The sequence below is a fragment of the Haloarcula sp. H-hyl6 genome (genome assembly GCF_056934455.1).
On sequence record NZ_JBRIIK010000005.1, the window covers coordinates 13203 to 30461 of the forward strand.

A 17259-nucleotide genomic window follows, 5' to 3' on the forward strand; every position below is an offset into this window, starting at 1 on the left:
GAAACCTAATATGCCAATTAGCAGAAGACGTGAAGTGATTCTCTCAATAGCATTGCTAACTACGCGACGGTCGATATTTCCAATGAGGCTGGTTGGTTGTTTCTGTGACATTGTTTAGATTTGCTCTCCAAGCGTTTTCTTGAAGTACACGACGGTAAACGCCATTGCAAGACCGAATAGTCCGACGCTCATAGCGGATCCAAGGCCGAATTCGAACGAGTTGAATGAATATTGGTAGATATACAGCATGAGTACTCGAACTGGCTCTGGAGGAGCTTGTCCAAAGAGAATATATGGAGCAGAGAAGTTGATCAGTGACCAAAGAGTTAGCAATAGAACCACAATAGAACTTACAGAATAAATGTGTGGGAGAGTAATATACCGGAATTTGCCGTATTTTCCTGCCCCGTCAATCTCAGCTGCTTCGTATAGATCCTGTGGGATAGACTGTAACGAAGCGTAAACTAGCATGGCAACAAGCGGGAAATTTCGCCATACCATGACTGTAATCAGCGCCCACATTGACTTATCCCCTACGAGCCAGAGGATATTCTGATCAATGATACCGACACTACTGAGCATGCTGTTTATTAATCCGCCTTCAGAGACGAACATGAGCCGCCAAGAGTAGAAGGTAACAACAAGCGGGGTGATCCAAGGGAGAAGGATCACAATCCGGGCTAACAGTTTTCCTCGGAAATCCTGGTTAAGCAGTATAGCTGCTGCGATTCCCAGTATATAGCTTCCGAAAATCGTGCCTAAGGAGAATATGATGGTTTGCCGTAGCGCCGAATAGTACTCCTGCCCGATTTGTGAAGATGGGTCATATACAGCCATGTAATTATCCAGACCCACGATCGGCGCCTGTGTCCACGTACTTAGGTTACCGGAGTTGACATCCATGAAGCTGATGATGATACCCCAAAGGACGGGGAGAAAATGAACAAACGTCATCATCAGCAGGGGTGCTGCTAGTAGTAAGTACGCGAACTTCCGCTTATCTGTTATCAACTCAGTACCGACAGCTCGGAACTGGTCGGTAACCTCACCGATTGTTTTACTCGCAAATTCCATTTCTCACTAGTACCTGCCGGAAGTGGAGACTCCCAATGTAAATAATTTTTGGTAGCGGGGTCAGTTCTGGATCGTAGCTTAGCGATCCACCTCAACCCAAGACTCTGTAGTGTTAGAACGATAAATCGCATCTAGTACGGATAGAACCTTAATCGCGTCCTCCAGTGTCGCTAAGTGCTCGTATTGTTTTGACGACGAACCCTCAAGAAATGTCTCAAAATAGGAAAGCCCAATCTGTCCAAAATATCCCTCTTTCTCAGGGTCGACATACTCTATCGTCCTCTGAGGAAATTGTAACTGCTCAGTAGCATCCGTGTCAATGAATAACTCAGATCTGCCATCTGGCGTCGTCGGTCCTCGACGATGTGATTTGGTGGTTCCGTCACTCCCATATAGAGAGATCTCTGTGTCGTAGCCCTCTCTCAGAAAATATCCGGCCTGTAGTGTTCCAAGGACACCACTTTCTGTCTCAAACTCAATTGTTGCATTGGTTTCTACATCTGTGTAGGGACTCTCGCTCGCAAGGTTCGCATGCACGCGTACAATCGAATCGCCGCCAAGAAGCCACGGAATTAGATCCAGCCAGTGGCATCCTAGCCACTGTAGTATCCCGCCGCCACTAGCGTCTTTGTCATAGAGGTAGTCACCAATTCCATCAGCAAGCCGAGCATCCAGATTACTCGCAAACCATCTGGCATTGACCGCTTTGACATCTCCAACTATGCCGTCGTCTACTAGGTCTAGAAGATCCAGTGACATGGGATGGAATCTCCATAGGTATCCAACACACACATCCACATCTTGGCCCTCAGCAGCTTTAGCGACATCTTGTAATTCAGCAGCTGACCGAGCCATTGGTTTTTCTGAAAACACATCAATCCCATTCTCAATGGCTGCATGGACAACCTCAGGTGTGTCCCTGTTTGGGAGTGTAACCCAAGCAGCATCAAGAGTTTCCTGTTCAAGAAGCCGCTGGTAGTCAGTATAGCACTGTGCCGATCCCAATTTTTGATTGAGTTCTGGCTTATACTCCTCTTCAGGATGGTAGACGGCTTCGACTGAGACTGGCAGTTGTTCAAAGCTTTTTAGATAACCATCTCGATGGCTATGATTCAGTCCAAAGTAGCCAATTCGGTAATCAGCCATGTGGAGCGGTAACCTATTCCCACTAATAAATCTATTCCCCTGTGTGATCTGGGACAGGCCATGGTATCTATGACCATAGTTGGTTGCGTGCGGGAATTCAGCCCTTAGAGAAGCGAACAGAGTAGATTTCTGGGAGACTATACATCGCTGTGATGTATAGATAGATACAATACATTTATTAAAGTCCATTCGAATTTCCTCACATGGGCAGCCTAGATATCGAGCAGTTAGTCAAGCGATTCAGTGGTGAAGAAAACGAGATAACCGCCGTTGACAATCTCGAATTCGAGGTAGAGGACGGGGAATTCATTGTTCTTGTTGGCCCCTCTGGTTGTGGTAAATCAACGACGCTTCGGTGTATCGCAGGACTAGAGCAACCGACAGAGGGCGATATTCTCATTGATGGGGAGGTCGTCACGTCTGATCGACCGAAAGACAGGGATATTGCGATGGTGTTTCAAAGCTATGCTCTATACCCCCACATGACCGCCCGAGAGAACATCTCTTTCGGGCTAAAGATGTCGACAGACATGTCTGACGAGGTCATCGAGACGAAAGTTGACCAAGTAGCGAAAATGATGGGGATCGAAGATTTACTCGAGAAAGAGCCAAGTGACTTGTCCGGTGGCCAGCAGCAACGAGTTGCACTCGGCCGTGCCATTGTTAGGGAGCCGGAGGTCTTCCTAATGGACGAGCCGCTATCGAATCTCGATGCAAAGTTACGGACGTCCATGCGAACTGAGCTCCAGTCGTTACAGGAAGAGCTTGGAGTTACAACGGTATACGTTACACACGATCAGACAGAGGCGATGACGATGGGTGATCGGATAGCTATCTTGAACGACGGTCGGTTGCAACAGATCGGCACTCCATTGGATTGCTATTACAAGCCGACGAATCAGTTTGTGGCTAGCTTCATCGGCTCTCCATCGATGAATTTCATTGAAGCTAAGCTAGATAATAAATCGCTGGTTCATGAGTCGTTTGAGGTTGACTTATCGAATGAATTTAGTGATGATCTTGATCAAAACACTTCAGATGTCGTCCTTGGCATCCGCCCTGAAGATATTGAACTCGTCAACGACAAATCGCAAAAGACACTCACAGTGACAGTGCAGGTCACTGAGCCAATGGGCGATCAGACAAACGTATACTTCAACCTCGGTGACGACCAATATACTGCAGCGGTTAGCGGTGACATGCGTATTCGGAATGGACAGCAGGTTGACTTGGGTTTCCCCGAAGAGAAAGTACACGTGTTTGATGCTGAGACTGGTGAGGCACTCAAAAATAGCGAGTATAAAGACGTGAAAGAAGCGGTCTAATTAGTGAAGACAGCAGAAGACATCGACCAGTGTTTTCTTGGGGGAACTGAATTAGTTGAGTACTCGTTTGAAATCGACTATTCGCTGGTTATCGTGTGACTGAGGACACCCACTCCTTCGAATTCGACTTCGATTGTATCTCCAGGTGATACCGGTCCTGGCCCTTCTGGCGTACCTGTGACGAGAAGGTCACCTGGTTCAAGCGTAACCAGTTCAGTAACTTCGGTAATTAACTCCGCAACTGAAAAGATCAGCATATCACGATTAGTTCGTTGACGGGTTTCACCATTAACACGCAATTCCAGAGTTGCGTCGGTTGGGATCTCGTCTGGTGTTGCCATCACCGGGCCCACGGGCAATGAATGATCGAAGCCTTTGCCACGAAGCCAATTTTGCTCTTCCGCTTGATCATCACGGTTCGATAAATCATTTGCACAGGTGAACCCGCGGACGACATCCATGGCATTGTCCTCCGAAACATTCCTGCACTGTTCGTCTATGATGACAGCAAACTCACCCTCAAAATCTATCTGCTTGTTTTCAGGGATAGGGATAGCATCGCGGTGACCCGCAAGTGTGTTCGGACCTTTGGTAAAGAAGTCCGGCCGGTCAGGCAAGTCTCTCGGTGATTCATCGCGGTGAGCTTGGTATCCCCCTGCTTGACAAATTATTTTCGTAGGTTCTGAAGGTGGTAATACATCGACTTCGCCGACATCGTAGGTCGATTCTCCAAACTCAACTGTCCCATCGTCGAACCGTCCTGTACGAACCGCTCCATTCGGCGCTCTGAATCGAATATAGCGCATCATGGGTACGTACTGACGTATCGCTTAAAACTATTCCGCCCGAATGATCGCCGTGTTACTTTGGGTGCGCTGTGGCAAGTGGTGTACCAGTATCGAGACACAGAATCAAAATCGCAATGGCAGCACCAGGAGATCAGAGTCTAAACTGTAGACTTGGTCTGTTCACAGTTAACAGACCGCCCTGCTTCAATTGAGATCTGCTGGCCCGCATATGAGAACTTCATCGAAAATGTAGAATCATCGCCGTCAATCGAATTCAAAAGAGCATCAAGCGCATCGGGGTCCACCGTATCGTATAACGGTGGAAGTTGAGTTACCTCCCTATCGGTTACCTCAGCGATCCTCTGAACAATAAATTGCGAAGGAGAATCTCGTTCGTCACTTGCTGCACGTGGCTTCGGTTGTCTCATCAACATTTGCACGCGTGGTGGTTTAAGATTTGTTCCATATAAACCTTCACAATTTTAGTGAGGGGAACCCACAACACCTTCCACCCTAACTTGAGGGTAGATAGTACCACATTATTTTGTGTTGATGTATGTTCGCTCTAATAATAGATTGTTTGGAGTTTGATGATATTTGCTTTTCTTTGAAGCAAAACAATATCACTACTCATTTGCTCGTGACCAAACTGACTCGCTGGTCCAGTTAGGCCGATTGCACCCAATATCTGATCGTCAGGTGTGAGTACTGGCACAGCAGCACTTCTCATCCCCTCTCGACGTTCCTCGTTTTCGATAGCATATCCCTGATCTTTGATTTTCCGTAGTTCTTCACGTAGTTCATCAGGATCAGTTATTGTCTCGTCCGTGGCCCGAGGCAAATCACTCTTTTCAATTATTTTATTCTTCTTTGCCTCAGGTTGATATGCTAAAAGACATTTCCCTAGCCCCGTCCAGTGCATCTCGGTACACTCCCCAATGGGGACGTTGTCGCTCACTGCTTGAGACCCATCTTCATGGAATAAAAGCACCCGCTTTCCGCGTTCTTCCACACCAAGTCCTGCTCGCTTTCCGGTCCGTATCGCTAAGTCTCTAAGAACAGGTCTTGCTGCATCGTAAATCTCCGACTGCTGACGGACATACCCCCCGTACTCGAGGAACTTCAAACTATTACGGTATTCTCCCTCGTCACGTACAATCAGTCCTTCTTGTTCTAGCGTCCGGAGGTACACATGCGCAGTACTAGTCGGGATACTAAGTTTACTCGAGAGATTGGTTAATGTGAGGGAATTACTTGCCTGTAATGTGTCTATAATTCGGACTGCTCGTTCGATCCCTTTGATGGAATTCGCCTTTGACGATTTTTCGGCCATAATGGAGATACGGGCTAGATTACAAAAGTGTTGTGACTGATCTCCCTTTGTCCAATATATCGGGATTCTTCGCTTACTTTCCAATCAATCCGGAAAATTCATTCAATATCAGTGTCAATTACGATCTATCGTGATAAACTAAAGACTGATCAATCTGATGTTGCAGCATTATTCCGGAGCCGAGAATTGATCTAACACGATCTCGCAATCGATGGTTTGTAGCGAGTTTTGAGCACTGAGCGGGTAGAGAGAAGGAATGTGCGAAGGGACAAGTGTGATCTGTGAAGGGGAGGGACACGAACCATTCACGACAATATTGATAACACACGTACATCCATTATTACCCAGAACTACAACAACCTAGTCTGTCACACTGAAGCGGGATAATCAAGAAAGGTAGGTCAGACTCAATTCCAGGCCCAGTGTACAGGGTTTCACTCCCATAACACATGTACGGAAGTTATTCATAATCCGTGTTCCGTAACACGAGTACATGCATTATTGCGATTTTACACTTATTGAGATATCTGGATATACTATAGTCGATATGCCAGTATTACCGGAAGTGGAGGTAGATCTTCTGTATATGTTGTATACTCTGAGATTTATCTTGGAGTCTTCCAGTATATATGGAACTATCAGCTTGAGATACAACCAAATCAAATCGAGTCCAGATAACGCATCGGTCAGGCCCACGGAACGAACCGGCGTATGGCTGGTTTTTGTGAGCGGGCGCTAGCTCTAAAATCACATCAATATCCGAGCCGATCGTGATGACACTCACTTCCGTTTCCGATTGAAGACCACCGAAAGCTATATGTATCTAAAAAATATACAGGAAGTTGGACAATGTCACGCAAAACAGACATTACACCTACTAGCGTTAGTCGTCGAGGCTATCTCAAAGCAGGTGTTGCGGTCACCGCTGGCTTGGCTGGTTGTGGCGGAAACAACTCTGGAACGTCGAACGGGAGCTCTGCGGGAAGTACGGGAGATTCCACACAGATTAGCTTCCGCTGTATGTCGATGCCGAATACTGAATCGTTCCTGGAAAAGCACACTCAACGATTTGAGGAGGAGACTGGCATTGCTGTTGAGTATGAAATTCTGGGCTGGGATTTCCAAGCACAGAGTACCGACATTAGTACTCGAAGCGGGCCTGACGTTGAGGAATCTCCGGGTGGTTGGTTCCTACAGCAGGTCGGCGGCTGGGACACACTAGACGAGTATGTCGGGAATAGCGACTACCCAAACATTGACCCAGACAAATGGTTTGACGCGACTACGCAGTATACACAGTATCAAGCCCCCGATGACAGTGAAAAACACAATTATCTAATTCCATGGTGGCATGGTGCACGTGGATTCCCGGCATACAAACCCATGCTTGAGGAAGCTGGCGTGCCTGAACGGCCAACTGATTGGAACGAGATGATTGAGTACGGGAAGATATTCCGAGAGAACATGGACGCACACTATACTGCATTCCCATGGGGTGGCCTTTCGTTCCCTCAAAGCTTCCCGACGCTTACGTGGTCTAACGGAGGCCAACTACTCAGCGATGACAAATCTGAGTGGGTATTCAATAGCGAGGCGGCCGTCGATGCATTTGATTTCTGGATCAAGCACATCACCGAGCACGACCTAACTCCAGACGACGTCGTTGAGTGGGATACGAGTGCTTATGACAACGCGTTCGCCGACCGAATCGCCACTGGCCTTCGATTCCCCGGAGTGATTAATAAAGCAACTAAAAAGGAAGGTGTTTCCAGGGAGGACTTCGAGCTGTGGAACGTTCCCTCCGGTAGAATGTCTGGAGCAGAACCAGTGACATATACTGGTCAGGAAAGTATCGGGATTCACCCCTGGGCAAGTAATAAGGACGCCTGTGCTAAGTGGATTGACTATCTGCTTCGGCCAGAAGTCCAAGCTGAGTATACAAAACCAATCGGCTATCTCCCAGCAGTGCTCGAAACAACTGAGAAGTTCGATCCGTTCAAGTCGGATCACATCTGGACGCAATATGTCGAGCTCACCCAGAGTAGTGCTCGAGCGACCCCGCTCGTGCAGGGATATCGCCGAACCCGTTCGCTACTCCCGAGCCGATTGACGGATGCGGCAGTCAAGGCAATCAGTTCAGGAAGTTGGTCGACTTCAGATAGTCAAGACGTTCTGGATAACCTCGTCTCGGAAGCTAACAGCTTCCTGGAACGCTGATCAACCACAGTCAGTAGTTCCACTCATTTCTAGCTGAGAGTTCGATTTTTACGTAAATTGGCCCGCCTATGGAAGCCGAATACTTATAACAATACAGAAAGTCTTTCTCTATAGAAATGAGCTACAAAGCCGGTCTGATCGGAACAGGTGCAGTTAGCGATTGGCATGCAGATGCGTTTGCCGCAACAGAGCGAGTTGAACTTGTGGCAGTAGCAGATATCGATGAGGATGCCTTACAAAAAAGGGCAGCAGAGTGGGAGATTGCAGAGGAAAATTGCTATCTGGATCACACTGAAATGCTGTCTGAGGAGGATTTGGATATTGTCTCAGTGACCACGCCAACTGCATTTCATCGAGAACACACCGTTGATGCAGCACAAATCGGAAATCCAGATGTCGTGTGGTGTGAAAAACCGATTGCTGCAAGCGTTGAAGAGGGTCAAGAGATGGTTCGCGTGTGTGAGCAAACAAATACTGAATTAGTAATCAACCACGTCCGGAGATGGGCGAAGCCATATATGCGTCTTCGAGAGGAAATCGCCGAGAACGAGATACTGGGAGACCTCCAGACGGTACATGCTCAATTCAAAATCGAATTACTCCGGAATGGTACACACTTTGTTGACACCCTTTACTGGCTGCTTGATGAACAGGCCGCACAGGTCAGTGGTTTCCTAAACGAAGCAGCCGATTTTGATTCGGGGGATCCCACAATTGATACGGAGGATTATGGAGGCGGAGGGTACCTACTACTTGAGGATGGTACTGCAGTGATGCTTGACTGCGCTGTGCCTCGTGAATCATTTAGTGGCTGGCTTCATTTTACAGGTTCCGAAGGCAGACTATATTTCAATGAGTCAGATGAAAAAATAGACTATTGGAAAATATCTGGTGGCGACCATACGGCTGAATCATTGAATATCTTCGACGGGGAGTGGAACAAATGGTCGTCGGCGTTTCGGCGTGCGGCAAGAAGTTTAGTTGAGCTTGCTGACGGAGAAGGAGAGAATAAGTGCAATGGACAGGATGCACTCGTTGTCCAAGAAATGATACTCGCATTGTTTATATCGCACTATACAGACTCTGACGTGATGTTGCCGTTGAGCCCAGCCCTAGAGAGCATGTCTATCTCTTCTTGGTAGTCAATTGAAAAGGCGTGGACAATATTCTCCCCAATGTCGAGAACAGGTATGGAAAGGTATTCGGCCATACCCAAAAGCTTATAATGTATGTTGATAATCGAGATATATGCAAATCTCGGAGATTAGTGCTATCCCTGTAACAGTACCACTCAAACCTGTTGAGCAGGGAGGTATCGCCCCTTATCGGACCAACCATGGCGAACTATATGAGATGGACCGAATTCTGGTTCGTGTAGATACTGATGAAGAGTATACTGGGTGGGGCGAGGTACGTACATTTCTGTCTCCTGAAGCGACTGTTTCAGTTATTGAAGATGGCGTTGGTCCACTCGTTATTGGTCAGTCACCCTTCGAGGTAGAAAAATTACGACGGCAAGTGTTTATTGAATACACTAGCCCGAATATGTTCTTTGCACCTGTCGAAACCGCTTGCTGGGATATTATTGGTCAGAAACTAGAGCGGCCGGTGTATGAGTTACTCGGAGGCCAGACTGTCGATCATCAGACCGAGATGAAGCATCGACAGCACATCGAACGAGATGGGGATTCCCAACGGGTAGAATTCGCATATTCTCTGGGGATATTTTCGCCTGAAGAGTCCAGAGAGTACGCCCGTTTCGCATTGGAGCAGGGATTCAATGTATTGAAAACCAAAGCTGGACGAGACTGGCGTACGGACGTCGACCGGATTCGCGCGATGCATGATGAAGTCAATGGCAAACTAGAGTTCCGAATTGATCCCAATCAGGGTTGGACCGTTGAGAACGCAGTGCGGGTCGGTTCAATGCTGGAGGATGATGGAATTTATCTTCAGTATATGGAGCAACCCATTCGTATTGATAAACATGGCTCATTGAAGATGCTCCGTTCGCGCACAAGGCAACCCATTGCAGCAAACGAGGATACGTACGTACCACATAACATGAAACAGATGGTTGGGAACGAAGCCATTGACGTTGGTGTCGTTGACATTACCCCAGCTGGTGGAATCTCTGGTGTGCGTCAACTGGCTTCGATCGCTGAGGATGCAGGTATTTCCCTGGCCCATCACTGTGCGTTTGATCTAGGTATTCGTACTGCAGCAATCCTTCATACAGTACATGGAACCCCTGGTTTTAATCTAGCTAATGACACTGCATATTACGGATGGGAAGAGGATATAATTCAAGACCCGTTGCAAATTGATGGTCCACATATGACTGTGCCACAAGAGCCTGGGCTTGGCGTCACCGTCGATCAAGATGCCATAGAATCATACCGTCAAGACTGAACAAAAGTGCCAGAGTATCAGTCACCCTCACCACTGAACAATCGAATATACGGCCTATGCGACTAACAAAATCAAGTTAATTGCTAGCTATGAAAGAAATTACAACTGACAACGCACCCGATAGCATTGGACCGTTTTCGCAAGGAATCGCAACCGGAGACCGAATTTATGTTTCCGGGCAGGGTCCAGTGGATCCGGACACTGGTGACATCGTGCCTGGAACTCCTAGTGAACAGACTAAGCGCACACTCCAGAACATCGAAGCAGTCCTGAAGGCTGGTGACGCATCGCTTGACGACGTCGTGAAATCAACGGTCTTCGTGAAGGATATGCGGTATTACGACGAGGTAAACGAAGTATACGCAGAACTCCTTTCGTCCCCGTACCCAGCACGAAGTGCTGTTGAAGTCGTGAAACTTCCTGTTGATATCGATGTTGAAATTGAAGTCGTAGCGGAACGGTAGCGTAGGCGATTTGCTGTTCTTCGATAAACTGCTTACTGATGATGTGATAGGTTCGAGTGGCCACATCCTGGCTGAAGGGCAAAGTCAGTTTGAAATACCCTCCTCACCCACAACTGGAGACATCCGCTCAATGAGGTGGGGGGGGTCCTGTTCCCTCACCCTGCATCTTCTAGACCTCGAGAAAGGGTGCTGCGTTCGCCTCTCAAACCCCAAGCGGTCGTGTATAGTTACTTGACTTCGCACTTTATGCTGATGTAGTGCGTAGAGACTTGACTTCGCACGTTAGACGAAGAACCCCCTCGATCTCGTGCATTAGCTCCTCGGTGCTTCGGTTTGGGCTGTTGAGTGCCCAGGAAAGGAGGTTTTCGACGCCTTCGCGGAAGGACCGTTTGATATCGGCACGAAGCGGCGCTGCGTCACCGAGAATCGTCCAAGAGCGATGTGTGCAGCACCCAACTTGAGGAGGCTGTAGGCCAGCATCAGCAGGTGTCAGTGCCAACTGGCACCTGCGGCATACCAGAGCTCGCAGTCGCCAAAACCGAGGTCCTGCTTGTTGTTTCTGAAAACGTCTCGATGCGCCATCTCATCGCGTACAACTTGATGAGATGGCTCGCCGGGGCGTCGGTTTTGTTCGACGCGATGTACTTCACACTCGGTTCGTCGTTCTCATCATCGCCGCTGGGTTCTTTCGTCGTAATCAGCAACTTGACCTCACCGAGGCGGCCGACCTCACGCTTCTGTCCAGATGTGGTAGGTGTCGCCGTCAATCGTTCAAGGAACCGTGTCGACGCGCTCGACCAGCGCGTCGACACGGATCCGTTCACCGCCATACGTGACCAATTTGTCACTCTTGACGGCAGAGATCCACTCTTTGCCGTAGCCTTCGAGGTGTGTGACGAACTCTTCGGAACAGTAGCTTATGTCGAAGATATAGGTGTCCGCCGGGACGCCTATCTCGATGAGGCCATCAACAAGGTCGATGGCGAGTTCTACACGTCGTTTAGCGTCTTTCTCGTAGAGGCGGAAGCCACGGATAGGTGGTTTTCTCGTCGGCGTAGAGTGCGTAGATGAGGTTCGTTCCCAGATGTATCCGGGAACAATGTGGTTGTAGAATTTTCCCACGTTGGGGATTTTCTCGCCTGTTTTGTGCGTAAAGGTGTCGTCGATGATGACGACACCTTCGCTGGACCAGCGAGTGTCGTCGGCTTGCTGGAGAAGTTCCAATCGCTCTTTGTTCAGTTGATCCTCGTCCCAGTCGTACTCGGAGAGGAACTTGTTGAGAGCACGTTCGCTCTTGGCTGGAAGCACGGTGTTGAGATGCCGTCCACGGTCTTGTTGCGGCCAGCAACAAGACCGGTGACGTAGGTCTTGGCATGTACTTCTGCCGGGTTGAAAAGCACTCTAACTCGTCGATTACAGCGGTACAAGACAGAAACGACGTGAGTGGGAGCATCCGATCTTCACGTCTCTCTAGAGTACTTCGCACCTCATTTCATCAAAATATCAGCTCTGACCCTCGAATGTCCCATTAACCAATATGATCATACGAGAGTATAAATAAACACAAATAAGGTCATTTAGATTCGGTCGTCTGTTTATTTCCTAGACATACTGCGCGAAAATGCTAATCGCATAAAGACCCATAAATTCAATCTCCTGTAGAGTGGATTTATTGTAGTCAGAGGGCACTCTGGAAAGACTTTCCGGGCTTATAATCTACTAAAGCAAACGTTGTTGATTGCATCGTAATCGGCACTGAGGTAGTCAGCAATGAGCAGCCACCAGTGGCAAGTCGGGCTTGATATATTACGCCTCGTCGACTAGATTAGCGATCAGCTCGGACTTGCCAACACAGGTTCTTCTCTCCAGGTTGATTTAATAAGTATTCTGGACATCAATTCACAATCGTACTTACGACAGGGCATGGGACATTGAGATGGATTGACTGCGCAGTTCTACCAAACAACACCTTGCTGGTTGGCTACCGTTTTCGTGGACTGACCACCACGTATCGTGCGTTCTGTTCGTCGGCATGACACACCCATATTGTTTTTCTAACTTCTGGGAGACGACAAACTGCCGTTTCAAAAAGCCAATGCGGAGATCCGATTCCTTGGGTGTAATTGTTGCCTGTCTCTAAAGAAGGGTGACATGGTCTACTGAGAAACAGCACTACTGGCGGTTCAATTGGCCGGTTCCTCACAATTACACTTCATGGCTATTGTGAAGCAGCACACAACGTGAAGTCTCTGCTACCCTCACCTTAATCGTTGGTTGAAGTCGAGGGCCTACTAGATCATTTAGTCAATCCGATCTCGGAGGGGCACCAATCTATAGTACAACGAATGTGAATCGATAACACAAAGTACCCCTAAGAAGGACTTTCAGTTGATGCCGACGAAGTCCGGCACACATGACAGCAAGGAAGCGTCTGTGGATGATCTCTCGCCAAGTGCAAAGCTTGTTTTCAAAACGCTCCAGTATGAGGGAGAATTCACACAAAAGGAGCTCGCAGAAGAAACGTACCTTGTACGCCGAACAGTCCGGTCGGCAGTAAGACAGCTTGAAGAGATAGAGGCGATCAACACACGAATTAATCCCAGAGATGCTCGGCAAGATATATACTCCGTTGAGAGTAGCTCACAAAATAACGCAGCTAATCAAACCGGCCGGTAAGTATCCACTCTGGTGAGGTATCGAGAGCGGGTATTTTACCAGTCCGAACAATCAAACACCGATTCATATGAGAAAATGACGTACTCGCCACCGTTTACCATAACGCCCTCTGCAGAGTCGCGTAGAATTGCCATAGCTCAAGTAGGTACATCTGCTTCAAGGGGACCAGAAACTACAGGGAAGTGTTGGGTGGTGGGACGTGCCTGTAATTCAGGCAAGAGCGATAGTGGGGTAATATGCAGCATCGTCAAACTGGCCAACTAACCCGTCAGACTCGTCATCTAATGCATGCCATTTGACTCAATTGCCGTTATGATTTGTCTTCAGTCATCGAACCATCCTGCTTCTCGTAAGAGTTTGATGATGGCTTCGTCGTATGTGAGTCCGTCTTGGGCCTTGTATCGTCTAAGCTCGTCGCGTGATTCTTCATCAACCTCGATGGTCGTTCGGCTCATATATAACATATGGAAACCAGTTAAACAAATAGTTTGGGAAGGAGTCAGAATACTGGCTTTGTCGGATCGATGGACAAAGACTCCGACAGCGGCCCAAAACTCCTCGCCCGTATCAAGTGATGGTACGGGTGGAAAATTAGTGTGAAACGACAGTCCTTGGAACGCCGCCAAACATATCCTTAGCTGGGAATTCGAAGATCCTCACTCAGTCCCTAATCGGAGAATTCCAACGCTGTAGCGATTGCCATGTGAAGAGAAAGACACACACCCCACGTTTCCGACGTATTCCGACGAGGTATGATTCGCCATACTAGGCTAACGCGCTGCGGTGTCGTGAAAAGTGAGAGATACCCCCCATGTTTCCGTCGTTTCTTCAAAGGCGAGTGAATAATGTTGCATCCGTTCTTGTAATCATATGATGCTGTGCTATGAATAGTTAGATTAAATAGAGCTTGTAGTGAACATTCCAATAGACGAACTTCGTTTCATATAAGAAACATACGTAAGTTCGTTTCGTCCATTGAAACAGAGGTATTCTTATTTTTCTCTACATTGCTCGTAAAACCCTTTTTCCCACCGTCTACTTCCACTTCAACTTCATGAACCCTATTTTCAACTGCCTGCTCCCAGTGGTTGAGAGATTACGACGGAAACCTGGGGTGTGCGGGTCCTAAATCCAATCTGTGCCCGGAGGAAAGCGTGGTGTATGGTTAAATTTCCATCAATAACGTCAGAAGTCTGGCTATATTGTATGAAATCCAATAATAAGGAGGTATCACTCTAGACTGCTGAAATCAGCAAAATAACGTCGGAAACATGGGGTAAACCTCCCCCTTAGCTTTATACTCTTAGCGTGCCGAACATGTGATAGCCAATGGCTCCAGATTCTTCTGTTGATGATCCCCTCTTTGATTCTGGGCATCGGATCTTCTCAAACAAAGACCTCTTGAAAATTGGCCACGTCCCAGAAGCTGAACGAATCGTCGGACGTGACGAAGAGATCTCAAAACTAGCAAAACGCCTTAATGGAGCGGTTCACGGATATTCCCCAGAAAATGTGATGATCTACGGAAAAACGGGGACTGGAAAATCACTTGTTTCGAAGCATGTCTGCCAACGCGCACAAAATGCAGCTCAGGCAGGTATTGATATCGGAACAGCGTACATAGACTGCGCAGAAGACAACACAGAGACCCAAGCAATATCATCGCTTGCTGCAAAATTGAACGACGAGTCTATTACCGGTCTTTCTGTTCCACACACTGGGCTAAGCACTTCAAAGTATTACAAACTCTTATGGAAGGCACTTGACGCACAATTTAATTCTGCTATTATTATCCTCGATGAGATCGATCTGATGAATGACGATAGTGTCCTCATGAAACTGTCGCGAGCGGAAGAGGCAGGGAAAATCGGCTGTAGTATTGGCGTTATCGCGATCAGCAACAAAATTCAGTATGTAGATAACGTAAATGAGCGAGTGAAAAGTAGCTTCCAGCACAAGGAGCTGTTTTTCAAACCATACGACGCGAACCAACTTCGTGAGATTATGTTCAATCGAGTGGATGCTTTTCAAGACGATGTCCTTTCAGATGACGTAATCCCTCTTTCTGCAGCATTTGCTGCTCAAGAACATGGAGATGCTCGCAAGGCAATTGATATTCTTCGTCATGCTGGTGAAGTTGCCTTTGAAGACGGAGCTGAACAAGTCGAGGAACAACATGTTCGACAAGCTCAACAGCATGCTGAGAAAGATCGGTTCAGAGAGCTTGTAAATGGTGCGCCTACACAGGCGAAAGCTGCTTTACTCGCACTGACTGAACTCAGTGCTAATTCTAGTGAAGATGCATACCTTACGAGCCATGTCTATGATCAGTATGAGCAGATTTGCAACCAACTCGACATGGATATTCTCTCAGTTCGGCGGTTCCGAGATATACTGAAAGAACAAGCGTTCCTCGGTGTCGTCGAAATCAAGAAAATCAATAAGGGGAGTGCTGGCGGCATTCATCTTCAAAACCGGCTTATCGAAGACCCGCAGGTTGTTCGCGAAACGATTCTTGAGGACAGCCGAATGCAAGGCTGGGTCCACGAATGACCTGTCACGAAGTCAGATCCCGATTTATTCCATTCGATCCAACTACATACTCACTATGATTAATATACGACAGAGACTCAATAGGGAAGCGAAGAAACGACGGAAACGAGGGGTGTCGATGAAGATGAAGGGAATTCAAAACGAACCGACGGAAACGACGGAAACCTGGGGGGTGAACATATACGGAAGAAACGTGGCCTAATATTTCATCGAGATCTACCCAACTGTAACGATACTATTTGCGGAAAGTCGGTAAGAGTTTGCTGACGAATGGGTCTAGAGAGCGTTGGAGACCAGCACATCTGAGGGGGTAATCCGCTACCGGTGAATCTCACATTCCGTATATACTGACTTCTTCTCTAAAATCAGCTAAAATTTGTGAGAAAGGATTCTCGCTGTGACCAACTTTCATTGTGAGGTGAGAGATCAAGTCGATCAACGACAACCGATACTATTATTGGCTGTGACAAGAAGGTGGAAAAATCAAGTCTGAGTATAAGGGACCAGTCAATTCAGAGAAGGAGGTAGATATGAATCTGAGTACAAAAACACTCCATAAAAATATAGAATTTGAATGCAAAATAATATTTTTATATTCAAAATTGGTAGAATTGTGTTTATATATGTATATTTGTAGGTAGAATGGCTCCAATCTTAAACCAATGTGTGAAGTATGGTGTTTTTGAATATGGGAAACCAACAGGTCCACTTGTAACCAAGAGTGTGAGATCGAATTAGGAATGAAACTACGCCAGACATTCCAGCCGGCTATTGTGGAGAACAGATTTCATTACGATACCTGTATCTTGAACTAATCGATGCTCCAGATTGCTTCCTCTCCACGCCAACCATCTGTTCAAGTTGATTCCACGACACTCAGGAATGCCTGCTCCTTCGGCAATTCATAGACGCGGTGTTCCCTCAAAACCGTTACACCTACTTTCTCCGCAGTTTCTTGATTGCGATCATAGATACGCCTCGTTGAGAATTCGTCCTCGTTTGGGTTCTCTTCGGTCAGCAACGCAAGTGAGTAGAGAATGAATTTGACCGGGTTGTCTATCCACGAAGAAGTCCTCAAATCGATCGACTTCCGCCCATTCTTGAGTATCACGAACGTGATTTTCGATAATCTAATCAGCGCTTTCTCGTTCAGCGAATTCGCCGCCGTGCCGGAGGATCTCGATTGCCTTTCTGTCGTTACCATGTTCCTGTGCGCCGAGAGGTGCAGTCAGTGGGATGACGTCATCAGAGCGAAAGCCGTCGTGGAATGC

General features: G+C 47.5%; 15 protein-coding genes and 2 pseudogenes. 7 read left to right on the top strand and 10 right to left on the bottom strand.

Going from position 1 to position 17259, the window contains the following annotated elements:
- Positions 1 to 114: 114 nt before the first annotated feature.
- The gene (locus tag Hhyl6_RS22510) at positions 115 to 1074 is read right to left on the bottom strand and encodes a carbohydrate ABC transporter permease (protein ID WP_483741479.1); all 960 of its coding nucleotides are present in this window, start codon (positions 1072 to 1074) and stop codon (positions 115 to 117) included.
- Positions 1075 to 1152: 78 nt separating this feature from the next.
- Positions 1153 to 2220, bottom strand: coding sequence for a Gfo/Idh/MocA family protein (locus Hhyl6_RS22515; RefSeq protein WP_483741480.1), 1068 nt, complete (start codon positions 2218 to 2220; stop codon positions 1153 to 1155).
- 203 nt (positions 2221 to 2423) lie between these two features.
- Between Hhyl6_RS22515 and Hhyl6_RS22520 the strand changes: the two genes are divergently transcribed.
- Entirely contained in the window at positions 2424 to 3545 is a 1122-nt protein-coding gene (locus Hhyl6_RS22520; protein WP_483741481.1) for an ABC transporter ATP-binding protein, read from the top strand.
- Between the two features lie 77 nt (positions 3546 to 3622).
- Here Hhyl6_RS22520 and Hhyl6_RS22525 read toward each other — a convergent pair whose 3' ends face one another.
- The 4 genes and pseudogenes from Hhyl6_RS22525 to Hhyl6_RS22540 all read right to left on the bottom strand — a co-directional run.
- Entirely contained in the window at positions 3623 to 4351 is a 729-nt protein-coding gene (locus Hhyl6_RS22525) for a fumarylacetoacetate hydrolase family protein (RefSeq protein ID WP_483741482.1), read from the bottom strand.
- Between the two features lie 140 nt (positions 4352 to 4491).
- A complete protein-coding gene (locus tag Hhyl6_RS22530) occupies positions 4492 to 4767 on the bottom strand; it encodes a HalOD1 output domain-containing protein (RefSeq protein WP_483741655.1) in 276 nt (91 codons plus the stop codon).
- A gap of 131 nt (positions 4768 to 4898) precedes the next feature.
- Positions 4899 to 5459 (bottom strand): IclR family transcriptional regulator, encoded by a 561-nt coding sequence (locus Hhyl6_RS22535; RefSeq protein ID WP_483741656.1) that lies wholly within the window; start codon positions 5457 to 5459, stop codon positions 4899 to 4901.
- Positions 5460 to 5492: 33 nt separating this feature from the next.
- Positions 5493 to 5666, bottom strand: a pseudogene (locus Hhyl6_RS22540) (helix-turn-helix domain-containing protein); the annotation flags it as partial.
- Positions 5667 to 6686: 1020 nt separating this feature from the next.
- On the opposite strand from Hhyl6_RS22540, the gene Hhyl6_RS22545 reads away from it, so the two are divergent.
- From Hhyl6_RS22545 to Hhyl6_RS22560, 4 genes are all read left to right on the top strand, one after another.
- A complete protein-coding gene (locus tag Hhyl6_RS22545; protein WP_483741483.1) occupies positions 6687 to 7883 on the top strand; it encodes an ABC transporter substrate-binding protein in 1197 nt (398 codons plus the stop codon).
- 116 nt (positions 7884 to 7999) lie between these two features.
- Entirely contained in the window at positions 8000 to 9025 is a 1026-nt protein-coding gene (locus Hhyl6_RS22550; protein WP_483741484.1) for a Gfo/Idh/MocA family protein, read from the top strand.
- A 106-nt stretch (positions 9026 to 9131) separates the two neighbouring features.
- On the top strand, positions 9132 to 10295 hold the full coding sequence (locus Hhyl6_RS22555) for a mandelate racemase/muconate lactonizing enzyme family protein (protein WP_483741485.1): 1164 nt from the start codon (positions 9132 to 9134) through the stop codon (positions 10293 to 10295).
- Positions 10296 to 10384: 89 nt separating this feature from the next.
- Positions 10385 to 10759 (top strand): Rid family detoxifying hydrolase, encoded by a 375-nt coding sequence (locus tag Hhyl6_RS22560; RefSeq protein ID WP_483741486.1) that lies wholly within the window; start codon positions 10385 to 10387, stop codon positions 10757 to 10759.
- Positions 10760 to 11003: 244 nt separating this feature from the next.
- Here Hhyl6_RS22560 and Hhyl6_RS22565 read toward each other — a convergent pair.
- Positions 11004 to 12212, bottom strand: a pseudogene (locus tag Hhyl6_RS22565) (IS701 family transposase).
- 938 nt (positions 12213 to 13150) lie between these two features.
- Here Hhyl6_RS22565 and Hhyl6_RS22570 point away from each other — a divergent pair.
- Entirely contained in the window at positions 13151 to 13435 is a 285-nt protein-coding gene (locus Hhyl6_RS22570; RefSeq protein WP_483741487.1) for a MarR family transcriptional regulator, read from the top strand.
- Positions 13436 to 13758: 323 nt separating this feature from the next.
- Here Hhyl6_RS22570 and Hhyl6_RS22575 read toward each other — a convergent pair whose 3' ends face one another.
- On the bottom strand, positions 13759 to 13890 hold the full coding sequence (locus Hhyl6_RS22575) for a hypothetical protein (protein WP_483741488.1): 132 nt from the start codon (positions 13888 to 13890) through the stop codon (positions 13759 to 13761).
- 874 nt (positions 13891 to 14764) lie between these two features.
- Between Hhyl6_RS22575 and Hhyl6_RS22580 the strand changes: the two genes are divergently transcribed.
- On the top strand, positions 14765 to 15988 hold the full coding sequence (locus tag Hhyl6_RS22580; protein ID WP_483741489.1) for an orc1/cdc6 family replication initiation protein: 1224 nt from the start codon (positions 14765 to 14767) through the stop codon (positions 15986 to 15988).
- Positions 15989 to 16844: 856 nt separating this feature from the next.
- On the opposite strand, the gene Hhyl6_RS22585 is transcribed toward Hhyl6_RS22580, so the two are convergent.
- Positions 16845 to 17099, bottom strand: a complete 255-nt coding sequence (locus Hhyl6_RS22585) for a hypothetical protein (RefSeq protein WP_483741657.1) — start codon at positions 17097 to 17099, stop codon at positions 16845 to 16847.
- Between the two features lie 19 nt (positions 17100 to 17118).
- Positions 17119 to 17226, bottom strand: coding sequence for a hypothetical protein (locus tag Hhyl6_RS22590; RefSeq protein WP_483741658.1), 108 nt, complete (start codon positions 17224 to 17226; stop codon positions 17119 to 17121).
- Positions 17227 to 17259: the final 33 nt, after the last annotated feature.